This window comes from Acinetobacter sp. JADD-222, assembly GCF_049310645.1.
Map to the genome: position 1 here is coordinate 189,686 of NZ_JBMOWI010000004.1, position 16,045 is coordinate 205,730.

Below are 16,045 nucleotides of genomic sequence, written 5' to 3' on the forward strand. Positions count from 1 at the left end.
TTCCCATACTGTTTTATTTAAAATGCAAAACACGAGCACCCAAGTGCGCCCCAGAAAGATTTTTTGTCCTTATCATTTACAGGTACATCAAGCATCCAAGCGTGGCTGTGTCCATGCATTCCACAGCTGCTAGCACATGCACACAATGCACTTTGCGACTGTAATGATTGATTGGAAGGAGCATTACGGTTTTCAGATAAACGCCACTGACCACCGAAGCGTTTTACCGGCGACCATGTTGGAGATGCTGGCGGTAACGGCGGATCGTCTTGCTTAAACTCTGCCCCTGCGTACACCACTTTGCCGCCTAAAACAGTGAGTACAGACTCAATCCACTGGATATCTTCTGCTTCAACTTTGAAGTAGTCATCTGACAACACAACTAAGTCGGCAAGTTCCCCTGCTGTTAGTGAACCTTTGACATCTTTTTCACCTGAGAACCAAGCTGAACCTTTAGTCCAGAGTTTGAGTGCTGTTTGACGGTCTAATAGATTTTTTTCATCATAGAGAGGTAAACCGCCGACTGTTTTACCAGTACTTAGCCAATACAAACACACCCAAGGGTTATAAGAAGCAACACGAGTCGCATCTGTCCCCGCACCCACAGGAACACCAAGTTCTAACATTTTCTTGACTGGTGGCGTTGCCTGAGCGGCTTCGGCACCATAGCGTTTTACGAAAATCTCACCTTGATATGCCATACGGTGTTGAATGGCAATACCACCACCCAACGCGCCAATACGTTCAATATTACGCTCAGATACAGTTTCGGCATGGTCAATAATAAATCGTGTCGCAAATGGCTGTTTTGAATTTACTTTTTCAAATACATTGAGCAGACGATTAATACTTTCATCATAGGTTGCATGAATACGGAATGGCCATTTCTTTTCAGCCAAGTGCTCTACAATAGCTTCGAGTTCACCTTCCATTTTTTCTGGTAAATCTGGACGTGGTTCATAGAAGTCTTCAAAGTCCCCCGCTGACCAAGTCAGGTTCTCACCTGCTCCATTCATTCTAAATAGCTCATCACCATCACCCGGAAATGTCATTTCTGTCCAACGGCGATAATCATCAAGCTCTTGGCCTGCCTTTTGAGCAAATAGGTTGTAAGCGATTCGCACCGTCATTTGATTTTGATCGTGCAATTGCTTAATCACATCATAATCTTCAGGATAGTTTTGCCCGCCGCCACCTGCATCAATTGCTGAAGTAATGCCTAATCGGTTCAACTCACGCATGAAATGACGAGTTGAATTGACTTGATCTTCAACTGGCAATTTCGGCGCTTTACCTAAAGTCGAATATAAAATCATAGCGGATGGAGTTGCGAGCAAGAGACCTGTTGGCTCACCTTTTTCATTTCGTACAATCTTGCCGCCAGGTGGGTCCAGTGTGTCTTTGTTAAAGCCCAATACATCAAGCGCAGCTCGGTTCAACATGGCACTAGCGTATAGATGTAAAACAAAGACAGGAGTATCTGGTGCAGCTTTATTAATTTCTTCTAAAGTCGGTAAACGCTTTTCGGCAAACTGGAATTCAGTCCAACCGCCTACGACACGAACCCATTGTGGAGCTGGAGTATTGTCTGCTTGTTCTTTGAGTAAGCGTAACGCATCGGCAACGGATGGCACACCTTCCCAGCGCAGTTCCATATTGTAATTTAGGCCACCACGAATAATATGCAGATGACTGTCATTTAGACCCGGTATAACGCGACGGCCATTTAAATCTACAACTTTGCTTGTTGGTGTTGCGAGCTTCATAACCTCATCATTTGTACCCGTGCGTAACACTTTACCATCTGCAATCGCAATTGCTTGTACTTCTGGACTTTTGGGGTCTAATGTTGTGATTTTACCGTTTATGAGTATGAGGTTTATTTCGGTCATTCTGAACTCCATTCTTGTGAATTATCGTTCTAAAAAATAAAGGCATATCTGTATTAATATCACTTAAATATTGAATACTAGACATGCCTTTACCTAAATCAGTAGTGTTTTATTTTGCAGGAACTGGTGCAAGTACTTCATGTTTTGATGTTGTACGCTCAGGTGCCTTATGTACCATCGTATAAGCATAATCCACACCCATACCGTAAGCACCAGAGTGTTCACGGACAATCGCCATAACTGCATCATACGTATCACGGTGTGCCCAATCACGCTGCCATTCAAGTAATACTTGTTGCCAAGTTACCGGAACAACACCAGCTTGAATCATACGTTGCATGGCATAGTCATGTGCCTCTTTCGATGTACCACCTGAAGCATCCGCGACCATATAAATCTCATAATCCCCTTCAAGCATCGCACCAAAAGCGAAGGTGTTATTACACACTTCAGTCCACAAACCTGAAACAATCACTTTTTTACGATTATTTTTTGCAAGCGAATCACGTACTTTTTGGTCATCCCACGAATTCATTGAAGTACGTTCTAGTAATGGAGCATCTGGAAATACATCTAAAAGTTCTGGATAGGTATGACCAGAGAAGCTTTCAGTTTCAACCGTTGTAATGGTGACAGGAATATTGAATGTTTTAGCTGCTTTTGCTAATCCTACAGTATTATTCTTTAATACTTGGCGATCTATTGACTGTACCCCAAAAGCCATTTGTGGCTGATGATCAATAAAAATAACCTGACAATTGGTTGGTGATAGTTGTTCTAAAAGTGATTTATTCATGGGTAAACTCCATTATTCCTTATGAGTAATGCATTAAAATTGCTTACTGGTTATTATGAAAACAGATAAAAATGTAAAAGCATAGACAGCAAATCAGCACGAATCTGTATTCTGTACGAATACAATCAAAACAATGATTGCTTTTTAATTTTTATAGTTTAATCATTGATATATATTTTTTTACCTTTCGCTTATCCATGGATCGATTAGACTGTATTTCCACTTTTGTAAGTGTTGTAGAACATGGGAATTTTAGTAGCGCAGCCAGAGCACTCGATATTTCTCGCGACTTAGTTGCCAAACGTGTTTGCTACCTCGAAAATGACCTCAGAACCACACTTTTAACTCGAACAACAAGACAGATGAACCTCACCTCTTGTGGGGAAAAGTTTTATCAACATAGCAAAGTCATTTTAAGTGAGTTCGAATGGGCTGCATATGAAATTAGCTATAATCAGCAGTACCCTGAAGGCGAACTCAAGCTCAATACACCAATGTCTTTTAGCAACATTTTTCTTCAACATATCATTTCGGACTTTATAGAGAAATATCCCAGCATCAAAATTGATTTATTCATGACTGATCAGCTATTAGACATGAATAATAATAAATTTGATTTAACCATTCGTGTAGATGGCTCTCCTCCTAATTTGGCAAATAGTAAAATATTAAATACCTATCAACGATATTTGTATGCAACACCTGAGTATTTTAATCAGCATGGATTGCCATATTCATTAGAAGAACTTAAAGAACATAAGTTTCTAATTTACTATCAGGATAGCCGACATAAGAAGTTGATCTTTCAAAAAGATCAAAAAGAAGTGTCCTTTAATTGCTTCCCTGTGATGACCTGTAATAATGGTGAATTATTATTAGATATGTGTTTGAAAGATCATGGTATCGTCTTTCTTCCAGAGTTTATTGCAGAGCCTTACTACAAAGAAGGTAAATTACAGAAATGTTTGGAAGACTACACCAGTCAGCCGCTTCACCTATATGTCACATGGCCAAACCGTAAGATTTTATCGAAGAAAGTAAAATTATTTATTGATTTTCTAACACGTCAAATCGTTCCCATAAAATAACCAATTTGGGCCTTTTCCAGAAGAATTGGCCCCATTATTTTTTAGTTAGTTTAAATGGATTCAATCTTCTTATTTTTAAATAAATTTAATAAATTTTGTTCTGCTGACGCTGTGCTGTCTTGTTCAATAAATGTCGTCGCGTAGTGTTCTAAATGCTCTTCCATCAATTGAGTTGCTCGTTTTTCATCGCCTTGTTCAATCGCATCTAAAATTGCACGGTGTTCATCTGCCGAACAATTATTATGTTTTGGAATTTCATATAAGCCAATTAATAATGAAGTCCTTGCAATAAGTGTCTGCAAATAACTGGTCATAATCGTATTTTGATTTGCTTCAATTAGCTTTAAATGAAATTGCCCTGATAGCTTAATCCACTCGGCCCAATTGCCAGCTAAACGCTCATGAGACTCTTGATCTACTATGCCTCGAAGCTCACTAAAATCTAGGCTATGTGATTTTTGAGCTAGCTTTTTTACAGTAGCGATTTCAAGCATGCTGCGTGCTTCAAAGACCTCTTTTGTTTCATGAACACTATGTTTTGCAATGAGTGCTCCACGATTGGGCTGAATTTCGATGACCTTATCATGTGCAAGTTTGACGAAAACACGTCTTAATACTCCCCGCGTTACACCGAATGCTTCACACAAAGGTGCTTCAACTAAACGTGCGCCAGGGGCAAGTTGTCGATTTAAAATAGCATCTACAATTGCGTTATATATATGGTCATCAATTTCATCATTGCTCATTTCTACGGCTTTTTTTGGTGCATTCGATGGCATTGATTTCTCCATTTTTATTAACGCCCCCCTCTTTTTAAAACTTTATCTAATAACTGTAGTGTAAGTTTAACTTAAGCATTATGGAATATTGCTCTCATCCCCATAACAAATATACTGAACCAAATAATTCAATATTAAATCTCTAAAGATCCACTTATACAGCTAAATTTACTTACTTTTTATAAAAAATTAAGCACTTCCCATTTTATAAATCTGTCTCTGCATATCCAAAATCCATACCAGTTTAAATAACTCATAAGCGCTACTTCTTAAATTTGGCATAACTTTTGCTCAATTAAAATTGTGCACAATATAAATATAACATTGTGCACAATTTTAATTTCATTCTTTTAGCCAGAATTTCAAGCTGCTGAAGAATGTGCCGGCCCAACATAAGGGAAGTGAGTGTTCAAGATGAATAATACCGAAGCAATAATTAAACCTTCTTATGATGCAAAACTGACAAATCAAGACTTAGCTCCTTTAAAAAAGCAAACATGGGGCGCTTATAATATTTTTGCTTTCTGGATGTCTGATGTTCATAGTGTCGGCGGTTATGTCATGGCTGGGAGCCTTTTTGCACTCGGGCTGAACAGCTGGCAGGTACTTTTATCTTTACTCATCGGCATTGCCATAGTTCAGTTTTTTACAAATCTGATTGCCAAGTCTAGCCAACAAACAGGCACGCCCTATCCTGTTATTTGTCGTGCCACTTTCGGTGTGCTTGGTGCAAATATTCCTGCTGTTATCCGTGGTCTTATTGCTGTCGCATGGTATGGCATTCAAACTTATTTGGCCTCCAGTGCCTTTTTATTGGTCATTTTAAAGTTCTTTCCAGAATGGTCACCCTATGCTGATGTTTCAACTTACGGCTTTCTTGGGCTTTCCTATTTAGGATGGGTTGGCTTCATGCTGCTTTGGCTACTGCAAGCGATTGTTTTTTGGTCTGGCATGGACAGCATTCGTAAATTCATTGACTGGGCAGGTCCAGCTGTCTACGTAGTGATGTTTGCGATGGCAGTCTGGCTCATCTGGAAAGCTGGCTGGCAAAATATTGATTTAAACTTGAGTGGTGTTCAATACGACGGCTTTGCGGTTGTACCTGTCATGATTGGTGCTATTGCGCTTGTTGTCTCATATTTTTCAGGGCCGATGCTGAACTTTGGTGACTTCTCTCGTTATGGTAAAAGCTTTAACGCGATTAAAATGGGCAACTTTCTTGGCCTACCGATTAACTTCTTAGGCTTTTCTTTACTTACTGTGGTTTGTATTGCTGCAACGCTTCCAGTGTACGGCAAGCTCATTACAGACCCTGTCGAGATGGTCGGTAAACTGGATAACACATTTGTAGTCATTTTAGGTAGTTTGACCTTAATGATTGCCACCATTGGGATTAATATTGTCGCTAACTTTGTTTCACCTGCCTTTGATTTTTCCAACGTTTCACCTAGCAAAATTAGCTGGCGCATGGGTGGAATGATCGCAGCAGTAGGTTCAATTTTCATTACCCCATGGAATTTATTTAATAATCCTCAAGTGATCCATTACACCATTGATATTTTAGGTGCATTTATCGGCCCACTTTTTGGTGTATTGCTCGCCGATTTTTACCTCGTTAAAAAACAAAAAATCGAAGTAGATGATTTATATACCTTAGATCCCAAAGGTTTGTATTGGTACAAAAATGGTTATAACCACTCTGCCTTTTATGCCTTAATTCCAGCTTCATTAATTCCTATTCTCTGCGTACTTTTACCACAATTATCTGCACTTGCTAATTTCACATGGTTTATTGGGATGGGATTCGGTTTTGTCATATACCGATTTCTTAATCAACCGCTTGCTCATGCTAAATCGGCACTGACTAAGGCAAAAGTATAATGAAAATAAAAATTATTAATCCCAATACCACCCAAAGCATGACTGACAAAATTGCTGCATCAGCAAAAGTAGTCGCCAGTTCTGGTACTCAAATTATTGCAGTGAGTCCTCAAATGGGCCCTGCAACAATTGAAAGTTATTATGATGAAGCTCTAAGTGCCGTAGGTGTGTTGGAGGAAATTCGCCAAGGTGAGCATCTAGGTGTAAATGCTTATATTATTGGCTGTTTTGGTGACCCTGCACTTTATGCTGCCCGTGAAATGACATCAGCACCTGTGATTGGAATTGCCGAAGCAGCTATGCGAACTGCAAGTTATATCAGTACTGGGTTTAGTATAGTCACCACCTTACAACGTACAGTGAATATGAGTTGGCATTTGGCTCATCGCTATGGGGCTACACCATTTTGCAAAAATGTTCGAGCTTGTGACATTGCAGTTGAAGAATTGGAGCTTCCTGACTCAGATGCTTATCGAACCATACGAGAGGAGTGCAAAAAAGCACTGGTAGAAGATAAAAGCGATGCAATTGTTTTGGGCTGTGCAGGTATGAGTGATTTATGCCTAAAACTACAAAACGAATTGGAAGTGATTGTTATTGACGGCGTTGCAGCAGCAGTTAAACAAGCTGAAATGTTAGTTCAGTTAAATTTAAAAACCAGCAAAGTTGGTGATTGGGCCTCACCCCCTGTAAAAAATTACACAGGCATATTGTCAGGATTTGGAATACGCTAAAGAGCTATTGTTTCAATTCCAACTCAAAACGCTGCGTTGGAATTGAAACGGCTCAAAATCAAAGAATTAAACTTCGGCTAACTCTGGCTGTTGTTCATTTTTATAAAATGGCACATCACCATTAATAGTTGCACGGTGCATGATGCGATGAGCATCGCCGTAATCAAATAATGCTTTATGTTGCGTGCAACGGTTATCCCAAATCGCGATATCACCATCTTGCCATTTCCAACGCAAATGAAATTGCTCTTGAGTCGCATGTTCAAACAAGAAATCAAGTAATTGCTCACTTTCTTGTTCAGATAACTCATTAATGCGAGTGGTAAAGCCCTCACTTACAAACAACAAAGGCTCACCTGTAACAGGATGGGTACGCACCACTGGGTGAACCACTGGAGGATTACGCTTAAATGTTTGCAAAAGCTTTTCACGTTCTTCTTCGTTATGAGCAAAACGTTCAAGCGGAAAAGACTTACGAATATCGTGGGTTGCAGTTAAGCCACGTAGTTTTTGCTGTAACTCAAGCGGAAGCCCTTTAAAAGCTGCTGTGTTACTCGACCATAATGTATCTCCGCCTACAGGTGGAATTTTAATGGCTTGCAACACACAACCTAAAGGCGGGGTTTTACTAAAAGTCACATCTGTGTGCCAAAGTTCATTGTCACGCAAATCTTGTTTCCAGCTATCGAGTACCATCACTTCAGGTACATCTTCAATTGAAGGATAAATCGGGTGCACATGTAAGCTACCAAAACTGCGTGCCAAGTCTGCTTGTGCTTGCGGCGCTAATTGTTGCTTTCGAAAAAAAATAACCTGATGATCAAGCAAAGCCTGCTGGATTTGTTGCGTTGTCTGTTCATTTAACGCATTTAAATCAATATCGTGAATAATTGCGCCAATGGTAGGCTTGATCACTTCTATATTTAAGTTTGCTACTACTGTATTCATCTTCTTTACTACAACTGCTGACCATACCAAGGAGAAAACTGTTTTTGTAACCAACGTAAAAACAGCTCAAAACTAACTGCGACAATCGCAATCACAATAATGCCCAGAATCACCGTATCGGTAATTAAGAACTGTGCTGCCGATTGCACCATAAAACCAATACCACGGTCCGCTGCAACCAACTCTGCTGCAACTAATGTTGACCAGCCCACCCCAAGACCAATACGAATACCGGTAATAATATGAGGCAAAGCCGTTGGTAAAATGACATGCCAAAAGACTTGTGACTGACTTGCCCCTAATGACAATGCTGCACGCTCACGATTTAGCTGATGGCTTAACACACCATGCGCACTACTAATAATAACAGGTGCCAAAATCGAGAAGAAAATCAAAAGTACTTTTGTGGTTTCGCCAATACCGAACCAAATCACAAGTAACGGCAAATAAGCTAACGGCGGAATTGGACGTAATAATTCAACCAAAGGATCTAGAACAGCGCGAACCCATTTGTTCAGGCCCATCCATAAGCCCAGTGGTACACCAATCACCACGGCAGCAATCAAAGCTAAAAACACACGCGAGATACTGGCTGCCAAGTGTTGCCACAAAGTCGCCTTCATAAAGCCTTCTTGGCTGACCGATATAAATTTTTGCCAGACTGCCTGTGGGCTTGGTAAAAACAGTTCGGGTACGACATGCAAAGCAGTAATGAGGAACCAGAGTGCAACCACACTTCCCACACTAATTATGCTAACTGCCAAAGTGCGATGTTTCTCAAAAAATGACGATAAAAATGAAGCTTTTTCTGTTTGCACATCTGGCTTAAGTTTTAGCTCTGCTTTGTCATATTCATAGACGTTATCTTTAGTGTTCATGTAGGTAACGCCTCCTTACCGCTTTGTTTTTGAGCCCTTAAACTTTCAAATAGCTGTTCTCTGAGCTGAATAAACTGAGGGTCAGATTTAATCGAACGAATAGGCTCGCCCTGACGATATCGTTGAGCAAAATCGAGATGTAGAGTTTCTACAATTTTGCCTGGATGCGCCGTCATCAGAACTAACTGATTGCTGAGCAATAATGCTTCTTCAATGTCATGTGTAATTAAAAAGAAGCTTTTATTCTGTTGAATCCATAAATCGAGCACTAATTGCTGCATGTTTTCACGCGTAAAAGCATCTAAGGCGGCAAAAGGTTCATCTAATAAAATAAACGGCGCGTGACTGATCAAAGCTCTGGCAATACCAACACGTTGTTTCATACCACCCGAAAGTTCCCAGATATTAGCTTTTTCAACGTGACTTAAACCTACAATTTTTAAAATTGCACTCACTTGTGCTTCGATATCTGCGCGCTTTAAACCTTTTAACTGCAAAGCGAAGCCAACATTATCTGCAACATTCAACCAAGGAAGTAAGGCATGATCCTGAAACACCACAGCGCGGGTTACATCTGGACCAGTTACGACCTCATGATTTACAAGCACATCACCAGAACTCGGCTTTTGAAATCCTGCCAAGATATTAAGTAAAGTTGTTTTGCCGCAACCTGACTCGCCTAAAATTACGGTTAAAGAACCTTCTTCAATGGTTAGGTTAATATCTTGTAAAACTGGCTTTTGCTGTTTAGGAAAAGTCAGATGAATATGTTTGGCTTCTAGTACACTCATGACAACTCCTTAAGGCTGCAAAAATGAAGAATTCACATTGCCTTTATAATCGGCTTTCAGTTGATCGACTTTGCCCTGACCTTTTAAGAACTTCGCCGTATCAAAAACATTTTGTGCAAATTCACCATCTAAAGTTTGTTTTTGCTGAGCGTGGTCAAGGTAAATATTTCCACTTAATAAAAGCGGGATATCTTTTGGATCAGAACCTGTGAGCTGCGCAATTTTTTGCACGTTATCGGCATCTTTAACGTAAGCGGTTGGGTCTTGGTTATATTTTTCAAGCTGCTCAAGCGTGGTTTGGACAAAAGCTTTTAAGAAATCAGGATTTTTCTCTGCAAAGTCTTTACGTACAACCCATAAGTCATAAGTTGGAGCGCCCCATTCACCCACTTGTTTCGAGTCGGTTAAAACCGTACCAGATGCTTTGGCTTTACTTAAAGCAGGTTCCCAAACATAAGCAGCATCAATATCACCACGTTCCCAAGCAGCTGAAATTTCAGGTGGACGCAAGTTGATAATTTTTACTTTGTCTTCTGGAATGTTCCAATGTTTAAGTGCAGACAAAAGGCTGTAATGGGTTGTTGAAACAAAAGGTACAGCAATGGTTTTGCCAATTAAATCTTGAGGGGTTTTAATGCCTGATTTATTACTCACCACTAATGCTTCAGACCCACCAAGTTTTGAAGTAATTAAGAATACTTCAATCGGTAAATCACGGCTTGCCGCAGCAGCAAGTGGGCTTGAACCAATATTGCCAAGTACCACATCACCTGAAGCAAGTGCATTTACAACATCTGAACCCGCATCAAATTTTTTCCATTGAATGGTCCGTTGACTATGTTTTTCATAATCTCCGTTAGCCTGTGCAACTTTGCTTGGGTCCACCCCTGTTTGATAAGCAATCACGACAGGTTTGTTGTCACGAACTGAAGCACCTGTATTATTATCTTTCTTATTTTGCCATACGATAAATGCAACAATTGCTACAGCCACAATTGCCGTGATAATCAACGGTTTGGTCTTTGTGCTCATAATTTCATGATCTTTCAATAATATAAGCCCATGGTATGCAGCCGGCTTTATAATGAAAAATAAAAAAATATGAGTTGCTTATCTAATTTTTATAAATAACTTTTCCTTATAAGTTTTTATCTTTTGGTAAAAAGAAAATTCTAAGTAAACTTACAGATTAGCCATAAAATTAAAATACTTATATATCAATAATTAAAAAGTATATTCAAAAAACACATGATGAGAAAAACCTGACATACCTACTCTAATTATTTTATCCTACTCATTTCGTCATTTTTATTTTTTGCTTATCGCATCCAGAGTTTTGCATCTAATTAATTTTCATTCTTTTATATAAAGTTAAGATTTTATTATCTTTTTATCTTAAAACTTCTGCAAATATTAAGATTTGGACAAATCTTTTTCTGGTTTATACATGACGCAAATTTAATTTTTATTTTTAAGAGGAGAAAAATTCTTTTGTTTAAACATTCTCAATTTTTGAAAAAAACATTAATTACAGTGTCTTTAATTACATTTAGCCTTTCAAGTCATGCGGCTCTCACCTTTGGTAATGCTGAAGAAGGTCAACTTAAAGTAAGTGGTACTGTTCGAGCTAAATATGTTTATGATTTTGACTCTGACCCCACTACCAGTAAATTTTCCTTTAATGACGCGGTATTATGGCTAGATTACAATTCCCCAAAGTGGATTGGCCGCCTAGATTATCGGGTTTATGAATATTATGGACGTTTAGGCGATGCCAATTGGCTCACCGATGCGTGGTTGGGTTATAAAATTAATGACAACAGTAAAATTATTGCTGGCTTAAACCCCGTTCCTTTTGGCTTGGGTCGCTTTTGGGGAAATACTTATTATTTAGGCATTGCCAATAGTGCCGGTTGGGAAGATGTACATAACCTTGGGGTAAAATATGATTTCAATGATGGAATCAATGAAGCACAACTCGCCTTTTATCCTACCGATGGTGGCACCTATAGAGGTAAAAGCAAAGACTCGAGTCGATTTAGTATTAACCCTGTCAATGCAGATGACTCTGTACCACAAGGCACCAATACTAAAGAAAAGAACTCCATTGTTGTTCGCGGTGCTCATACCTTTAAAAATGTCTTAGGCCAAGAAAATTTTTCTACCCAACTGGGCGCCTCTGCATGGTACTCCACCATTGAAAATAAACGTTCAGGGCAAGATGGAGATCGCCAAGTCTATTCCGTTTTTAGCAATACCAATTATAATCAATGGAATTTACAGCTTTTGGCTGGTTATCAAGACATTGATAATGCCGACACTGAATATAAAGACCACCTGACTTTGGGTGGTTTCGATTATTCATTTAACTCCGCAACCAAAGGTCAGATTTACTCAGCAGAACTCAGCTATTTATTTCCTCAGCAGTTTGGCCCTATTACCTCTGTTCGCCCGTATTTAAACTACAGCTCTTATCGAAAAGAACAAGATGGCTTTAAAGATTCAACCCGTTTTATTCCCGGCATTGCCTTTAACTATCAAAAATTGACAGTACAAGCCGAGTTGCTGATGGGTAAACATGATCCATATTTAGGAGACAGTGAAGGTCTTGCGGCTGGCGGAACCAATAATAAATGGAACAAAAAAGCGTTTGTGATTTTTGCTTACTACTTCTAACTCCCAAAATAAAGGCCAACAGATGTTGGCCTTTATTTTTATTTAGAGATTTATTTTTACTCTAGTCGATTACAGGTGAATTATTGAGAGGAAGTTCTGCTTTATCTTCATCAATCACATCGACATCATGGGCGGTAGGCTCAAACTTAATCAGTAGTCCAATCACAATTAAAGGAATAAACGCAAAGATAGAAATAATCAGGTAAACATCGGTTTTATATCCCGCCATCCAGATCGGTAAAACAAACAAAGCAATGGCTTGAGCAACACCTGTTACCGCACGGTTAAAGCCGACTCCAACACCACGAATCGAAGCTGGATAAGCCATAGTTGGATAAACCATCATTTGTGCCCCAGGCCCAAAGCCTTCGGCAAAAAGCCACAAACCGAGCATGCCAATTGCGGTATAGAGTAAAAAGCTATTACCGGGTTCACCAATGAATGCCAAAGCAATCAGGGCAATAAACTGAAGTAAAAAGCCTGTAAGCAACACATGACGAGATTTAAATCTGCTGGCAACAAATACGCCTAACAGGCCGCCCGTAAATGCAAACAGTAAATTGAGTCCGAGTGTGGTAGTAATGGTCGTCAAGACATCGGTATGAAAAAAACGCGTTAAAATAGAAGGTAAAAAGAAGGCAATGGTCGTGTACTGAAATGCCACCGAAATGTGAATCACAATTGCCACAATAGTTCTTGGCAAATAGGTTTTATTAAATAAAACCGCAAACCCCTCGCGCTTTTTCTTTTCAGCAGTTCTTTCTACTTTTTCAACTGTAGCGACTGCATTAATTGCATAGGATTCTTGTAGAACTTCAGCCGCCCCTTTTAAATCGCCTTGGTTTGCAAGCCAGATTGGTGATTCAGTTAAATATTTACCACGAATAAAAATAATGAGTAACGCTGGCACTGCTCCAAAAATTAAAGATGCTCGCCATAGCCAGTTGCTATGCTCAGGGGGTAAAAGAAAATAAAGCGCCAGAACTAGACCAAAACAGACCGAAGAAGCGGCATACCACATTGGGCACCATGCAGCTAAACGCGCCGCCTTGTTGCTACTTCCATTAAACTTGGAAAACTCAGATAAGTATGACATTGCCACAGGCAAATCAATACCAACACTAATTCCCATAATAAATCTGGCTAAAATCAAAACCCATACATTCGGTGCAAAGCCTGCGACAATTGCCGCAATGACAAAGAGCACCATGTCCGCCATAAAGACCCGATAACGGCCAATTTTATCTGTCAGCCAACCACCAATCAGGTTACCAACAATGGTTCCGCAGACAATTGCTGAAGCCACCACACCGGTCATCACAGGGCTTAAAGAAAACTCTGAGATAACTTGCTCAATACCAAAGGACAGCGTTGTTAAATCGTAGGCATCAATAAACACCCCAATCAGTGCCAACCAAATAACTTTATTCGATTTACCCTTCCCTGCAAATTTGGAAATTAATTGTGAAACATCATCGGGAGATTTAATTTCATAACGATGGTTATGATCGAGTTCTTGTGTGCTCACTTAATAATTCCTGAATTTTAATAACAGGAACAAAATAATGATTATTCACATAATACAAAAACAAATTAATCTGATGTTTTAATCTAAATTATAGAATTATCTTTTCATTATTAACTCAGCAGTAAAATGGATATAAAAAGACAAAATAAAAGCTGGCATTTAACCAGCTATTTATTTAAAGGTTTTCCAAAATATTAACTCGCCTCTGCAAGTTTTAACTCTTTTAGATTACGATATTTTGCACCTCGGTGATTTTCAGGCAAATATGGCCCAGCACCAAATAGTTTTTCTCTTAATGTTCCTTGTGCATATGAGGTTTGATATACCCCACGTTTTTGCAACTCTGGCACAATAAACTCAACTACATCGGCAAAGGTTTGATGCGCCAAAATATAGGCAAGGTTAAAGCCATCGACATCTGTATCTTCAACCCATTGCTGTAGAGCATCCGAAACGGTTTCTCCCGAACCCACTAACACAGGCCCATTACCGCCTAAGCTGTTCCAGTTTGCAATTTCTTCAATGGTCCAAACACGTTCTGGGTCCGCATTTACATAAGAATCTAATAAAGATTGAATGGCGTTGGTTTGAATATATTCAACTTTATCGGTGGGTTGATATTGTGAAAAATCAACACCCGACCAGCCAGATAGCAATGTTAAAGCGCCATCGTAGCTTCCATAGGTTTGATATTCTTTAAACTTAGCCTGTGCTTTTGCATCGGTTTCATCAGTGACAATCGACAAAAGCGCATAAATTTTAACTGAGTACGGGTCGCGGCCTTCTTGAGCCAATTTTTGGCGAATGCCCTGTACTACTTTTTTAGTGGCAATTTTAGACGGCGCCGCTATGAATACGCACTCGGCATTTTGACTGGCAAACTTCTGCCCACGTGAAGATGCACCTGCTTGGTAAAGTACTGGTGTTCTTTGCGGTGATGGTTCACAAATATGGATGCCCGGTACAGTAAAGTATTTACCTTCGTGCTGAATTGGATGCACTTTTTTATGGTCAGCAAAGATACCGCTTTCACGGTCACGAACTACCGAACCTTCTTCCCAAGAACCTTCCCAAAGTTTGTAAAGGACCTCTAAGTATTCATCAGCAATATCATAACGATTGTCATGATTAACCTGAGTTTTTAGACCTAAGTTTTTTGAACCACTTTCCAAATAAGACGTCACGATATTCCATCCAACTCGCCCTTTGGTTAAATGGTCTAGTGTACTAATACGTCTAGCAAAAGGATAAGGATGTTCAAAGGAAATCGAAGTTGTGACACCAAAGCCCAAGTGCTTTGTGACTGCGGCCATCGCTGGTACAATCTGCAAAGGATCATTGACCGGAACCTGTACTGCACCTGTTAAAGCATGCTCAGCACTTTGATGGTAAACGTCATAAATACCAAGCACATCTGCAATAAAAATACCGTCAAAAAAACCACGCTCAAGAATTTGTGCTAAATCTGTCCAATATTCTAGATCTTTATATTCAACAGATCGGTCTTGAGGATGCCGCCATAATCCAGGAGATTGGTGGGCAATACAATTCATTTCAAAAGCATTAAAACTAATTTTCTTAGTCATAAAATATTCGCCAGCATTTTATTTATTTTTATACTAAAGCAATTTTTAGGTTTTCTTTATAATATAATCCCCAAACAAAATATGATTTAATTCTAATAGGTTTTTATAATTTATTTCCAAAAAAATAAACAATATTAAGCCACTAAAAATAGCAGCTTAATATCTAAAACGGCTTTGTTGCACAAACCTATCTGTAAAGGCTTTTTCAGCGATATAATTTTCAAATGAAGAAGCCTACACACAAAATCTACCGCACAACCAATTGGCCCGCATATAACCGAGCACTCATTAATCGCGGAAATATTGCCCTTTGGTTTGATCCTGCTACGCAATGGTATGCTCCATCAAAAGGCAAACAAGGGCGAAATCAAACCTACTCCGACGCAGCCATCCAATGCTGCTTAATGATTAAATCCTTATTCCGTCTATCTTTACGTATGGTCACTGGCTTTGTGCAAAGTCTGATTA

General features: G+C 39.4%; 14 protein-coding genes. 5 read left to right on the top strand and 9 right to left on the bottom strand.

All coding sequences use genetic code 11. From position 1 onward, the window contains the following. Nucleotides 1-17: 17 nt before the first annotated feature. Nucleotides 18-1,892, bottom strand: a complete 1,875-nt coding sequence (locus ACO6UW_RS06025) for an amidohydrolase (RefSeq protein WP_057062496.1) — start codon at nt 1,890-1,892, stop codon at nt 18-20. Between the two features lie 109 nt (nt 1,893-2,001). Continuing rightward, nucleotides 2,002-2,688 (bottom strand): hydrolase, encoded by a 687-nt coding sequence (locus tag ACO6UW_RS06030; RefSeq protein ID WP_001043290.1) that lies wholly within the window; start codon nt 2,686-2,688, stop codon nt 2,002-2,004. A gap of 197 nt (nt 2,689-2,885) precedes the next feature. Here ACO6UW_RS06030 and ACO6UW_RS06035 point away from each other — a divergent pair, with 197 nt between their 5' ends. Beyond that, complete coding sequence (locus tag ACO6UW_RS06035) at nt 2,886-3,776, top strand: LysR family transcriptional regulator (protein WP_057062497.1); 891 nt, start codon at nt 2,886-2,888, stop codon at nt 3,774-3,776. A gap of 50 nt (nt 3,777-3,826) precedes the next feature. Here ACO6UW_RS06035 and ACO6UW_RS06040 read toward each other — a convergent pair whose 3' ends face one another. Continuing rightward, nucleotides 3,827-4,567, bottom strand: coding sequence for a GntR family transcriptional regulator (locus ACO6UW_RS06040; protein ID WP_065388157.1), 741 nt, complete (start codon nt 4,565-4,567; stop codon nt 3,827-3,829). A gap of 402 nt (nt 4,568-4,969) precedes the next feature. Here ACO6UW_RS06040 and ACO6UW_RS06045 point away from each other — a divergent pair, with 402 nt between their 5' ends. Both ACO6UW_RS06045 and ACO6UW_RS06050 read left to right on the top strand, forming a co-directional pair. After that, nucleotides 4,970-6,436, top strand: a complete 1,467-nt coding sequence (locus ACO6UW_RS06045) for an NCS1 family nucleobase:cation symporter-1 (RefSeq protein ID WP_057062499.1) — start codon at nt 4,970-4,972, stop codon at nt 6,434-6,436. Then, on the top strand, nt 6,436-7,170 hold the full coding sequence (locus ACO6UW_RS06050; RefSeq protein WP_057062500.1) for an aspartate/glutamate racemase family protein: 735 nt from the start codon (nt 6,436-6,438) through the stop codon (nt 7,168-7,170). The genes ACO6UW_RS06045 and ACO6UW_RS06050 overlap by 1 nt, the downstream gene beginning before the upstream one ends. A gap of 66 nt (nt 7,171-7,236) precedes the next feature. Here the strand turns inward: ACO6UW_RS06050 and tauD are convergent, their stop codons facing one another. The 4 genes from tauD to tauA are packed head-to-tail and all read right to left on the bottom strand — an operon-like array spanning nt 7,237 to nt 10,837. Next, the gene (gene tauD, locus ACO6UW_RS06055) at nt 7,237-8,118 is read right to left on the bottom strand and encodes a taurine dioxygenase (RefSeq protein WP_057062501.1); all 882 of its coding nucleotides are present in this window, start codon (nt 8,116-8,118) and stop codon (nt 7,237-7,239) included. Nucleotides 8,119-8,126: 8 nt separating this feature from the next. After that, nucleotides 8,127-8,996 carry a taurine ABC transporter permease TauC gene (gene tauC / locus ACO6UW_RS06060; RefSeq protein ID WP_057062502.1) on the bottom strand — a complete coding sequence of 290 codons (870 nt, stop codon included), beginning with the start codon at nt 8,994-8,996 and terminating at the stop codon, nt 8,127-8,129. Then, the gene (locus ACO6UW_RS06065) at nt 8,993-9,787 is read right to left on the bottom strand and encodes a taurine ABC transporter ATP-binding protein (RefSeq protein WP_057062503.1); all 795 of its coding nucleotides are present in this window, start codon (nt 9,785-9,787) and stop codon (nt 8,993-8,995) included. The genes tauC and ACO6UW_RS06065 overlap by 4 nt, the downstream gene beginning before the upstream one ends. Before the next feature lie 9 nt (nt 9,788-9,796). After that, nucleotides 9,797-10,837, bottom strand: a complete 1,041-nt coding sequence (tauA, locus tag ACO6UW_RS06070; protein WP_081037675.1) for a taurine ABC transporter substrate-binding protein — start codon at nt 10,835-10,837, stop codon at nt 9,797-9,799. 441 nt (nt 10,838-11,278) lie between these two features. On the opposite strand from tauA, the gene ACO6UW_RS06075 reads away from it, so the two are divergent. Beyond that, complete coding sequence (locus tag ACO6UW_RS06075; RefSeq protein WP_057062505.1) at nt 11,279-12,463, top strand: hypothetical protein; 1,185 nt, start codon at nt 11,279-11,281, stop codon at nt 12,461-12,463. A gap of 61 nt (nt 12,464-12,524) precedes the next feature. Here ACO6UW_RS06075 and ACO6UW_RS06080 read toward each other — a convergent pair whose 3' ends face one another. After that, a complete protein-coding gene (locus ACO6UW_RS06080; RefSeq protein ID WP_057062506.1) occupies nt 12,525-13,991 on the bottom strand; it encodes an MFS transporter in 1,467 nt (488 codons plus the stop codon). 194 nt (nt 13,992-14,185) lie between these two features. Further along, nucleotides 14,186-15,577 carry an LLM class flavin-dependent oxidoreductase gene (locus ACO6UW_RS06085; RefSeq protein ID WP_057062507.1) on the bottom strand — a complete coding sequence of 464 codons (1,392 nt, stop codon included), beginning with the start codon at nt 15,575-15,577 and terminating at the stop codon, nt 14,186-14,188. A gap of 224 nt (nt 15,578-15,801) precedes the next feature. Here ACO6UW_RS06085 and ACO6UW_RS06090 point away from each other — a divergent pair. Next, the coding region (locus tag ACO6UW_RS06090) for a transposase (RefSeq protein WP_010590125.1) at nt 15,802-16,045 on the top strand (244 nt) is incomplete at its 3' end.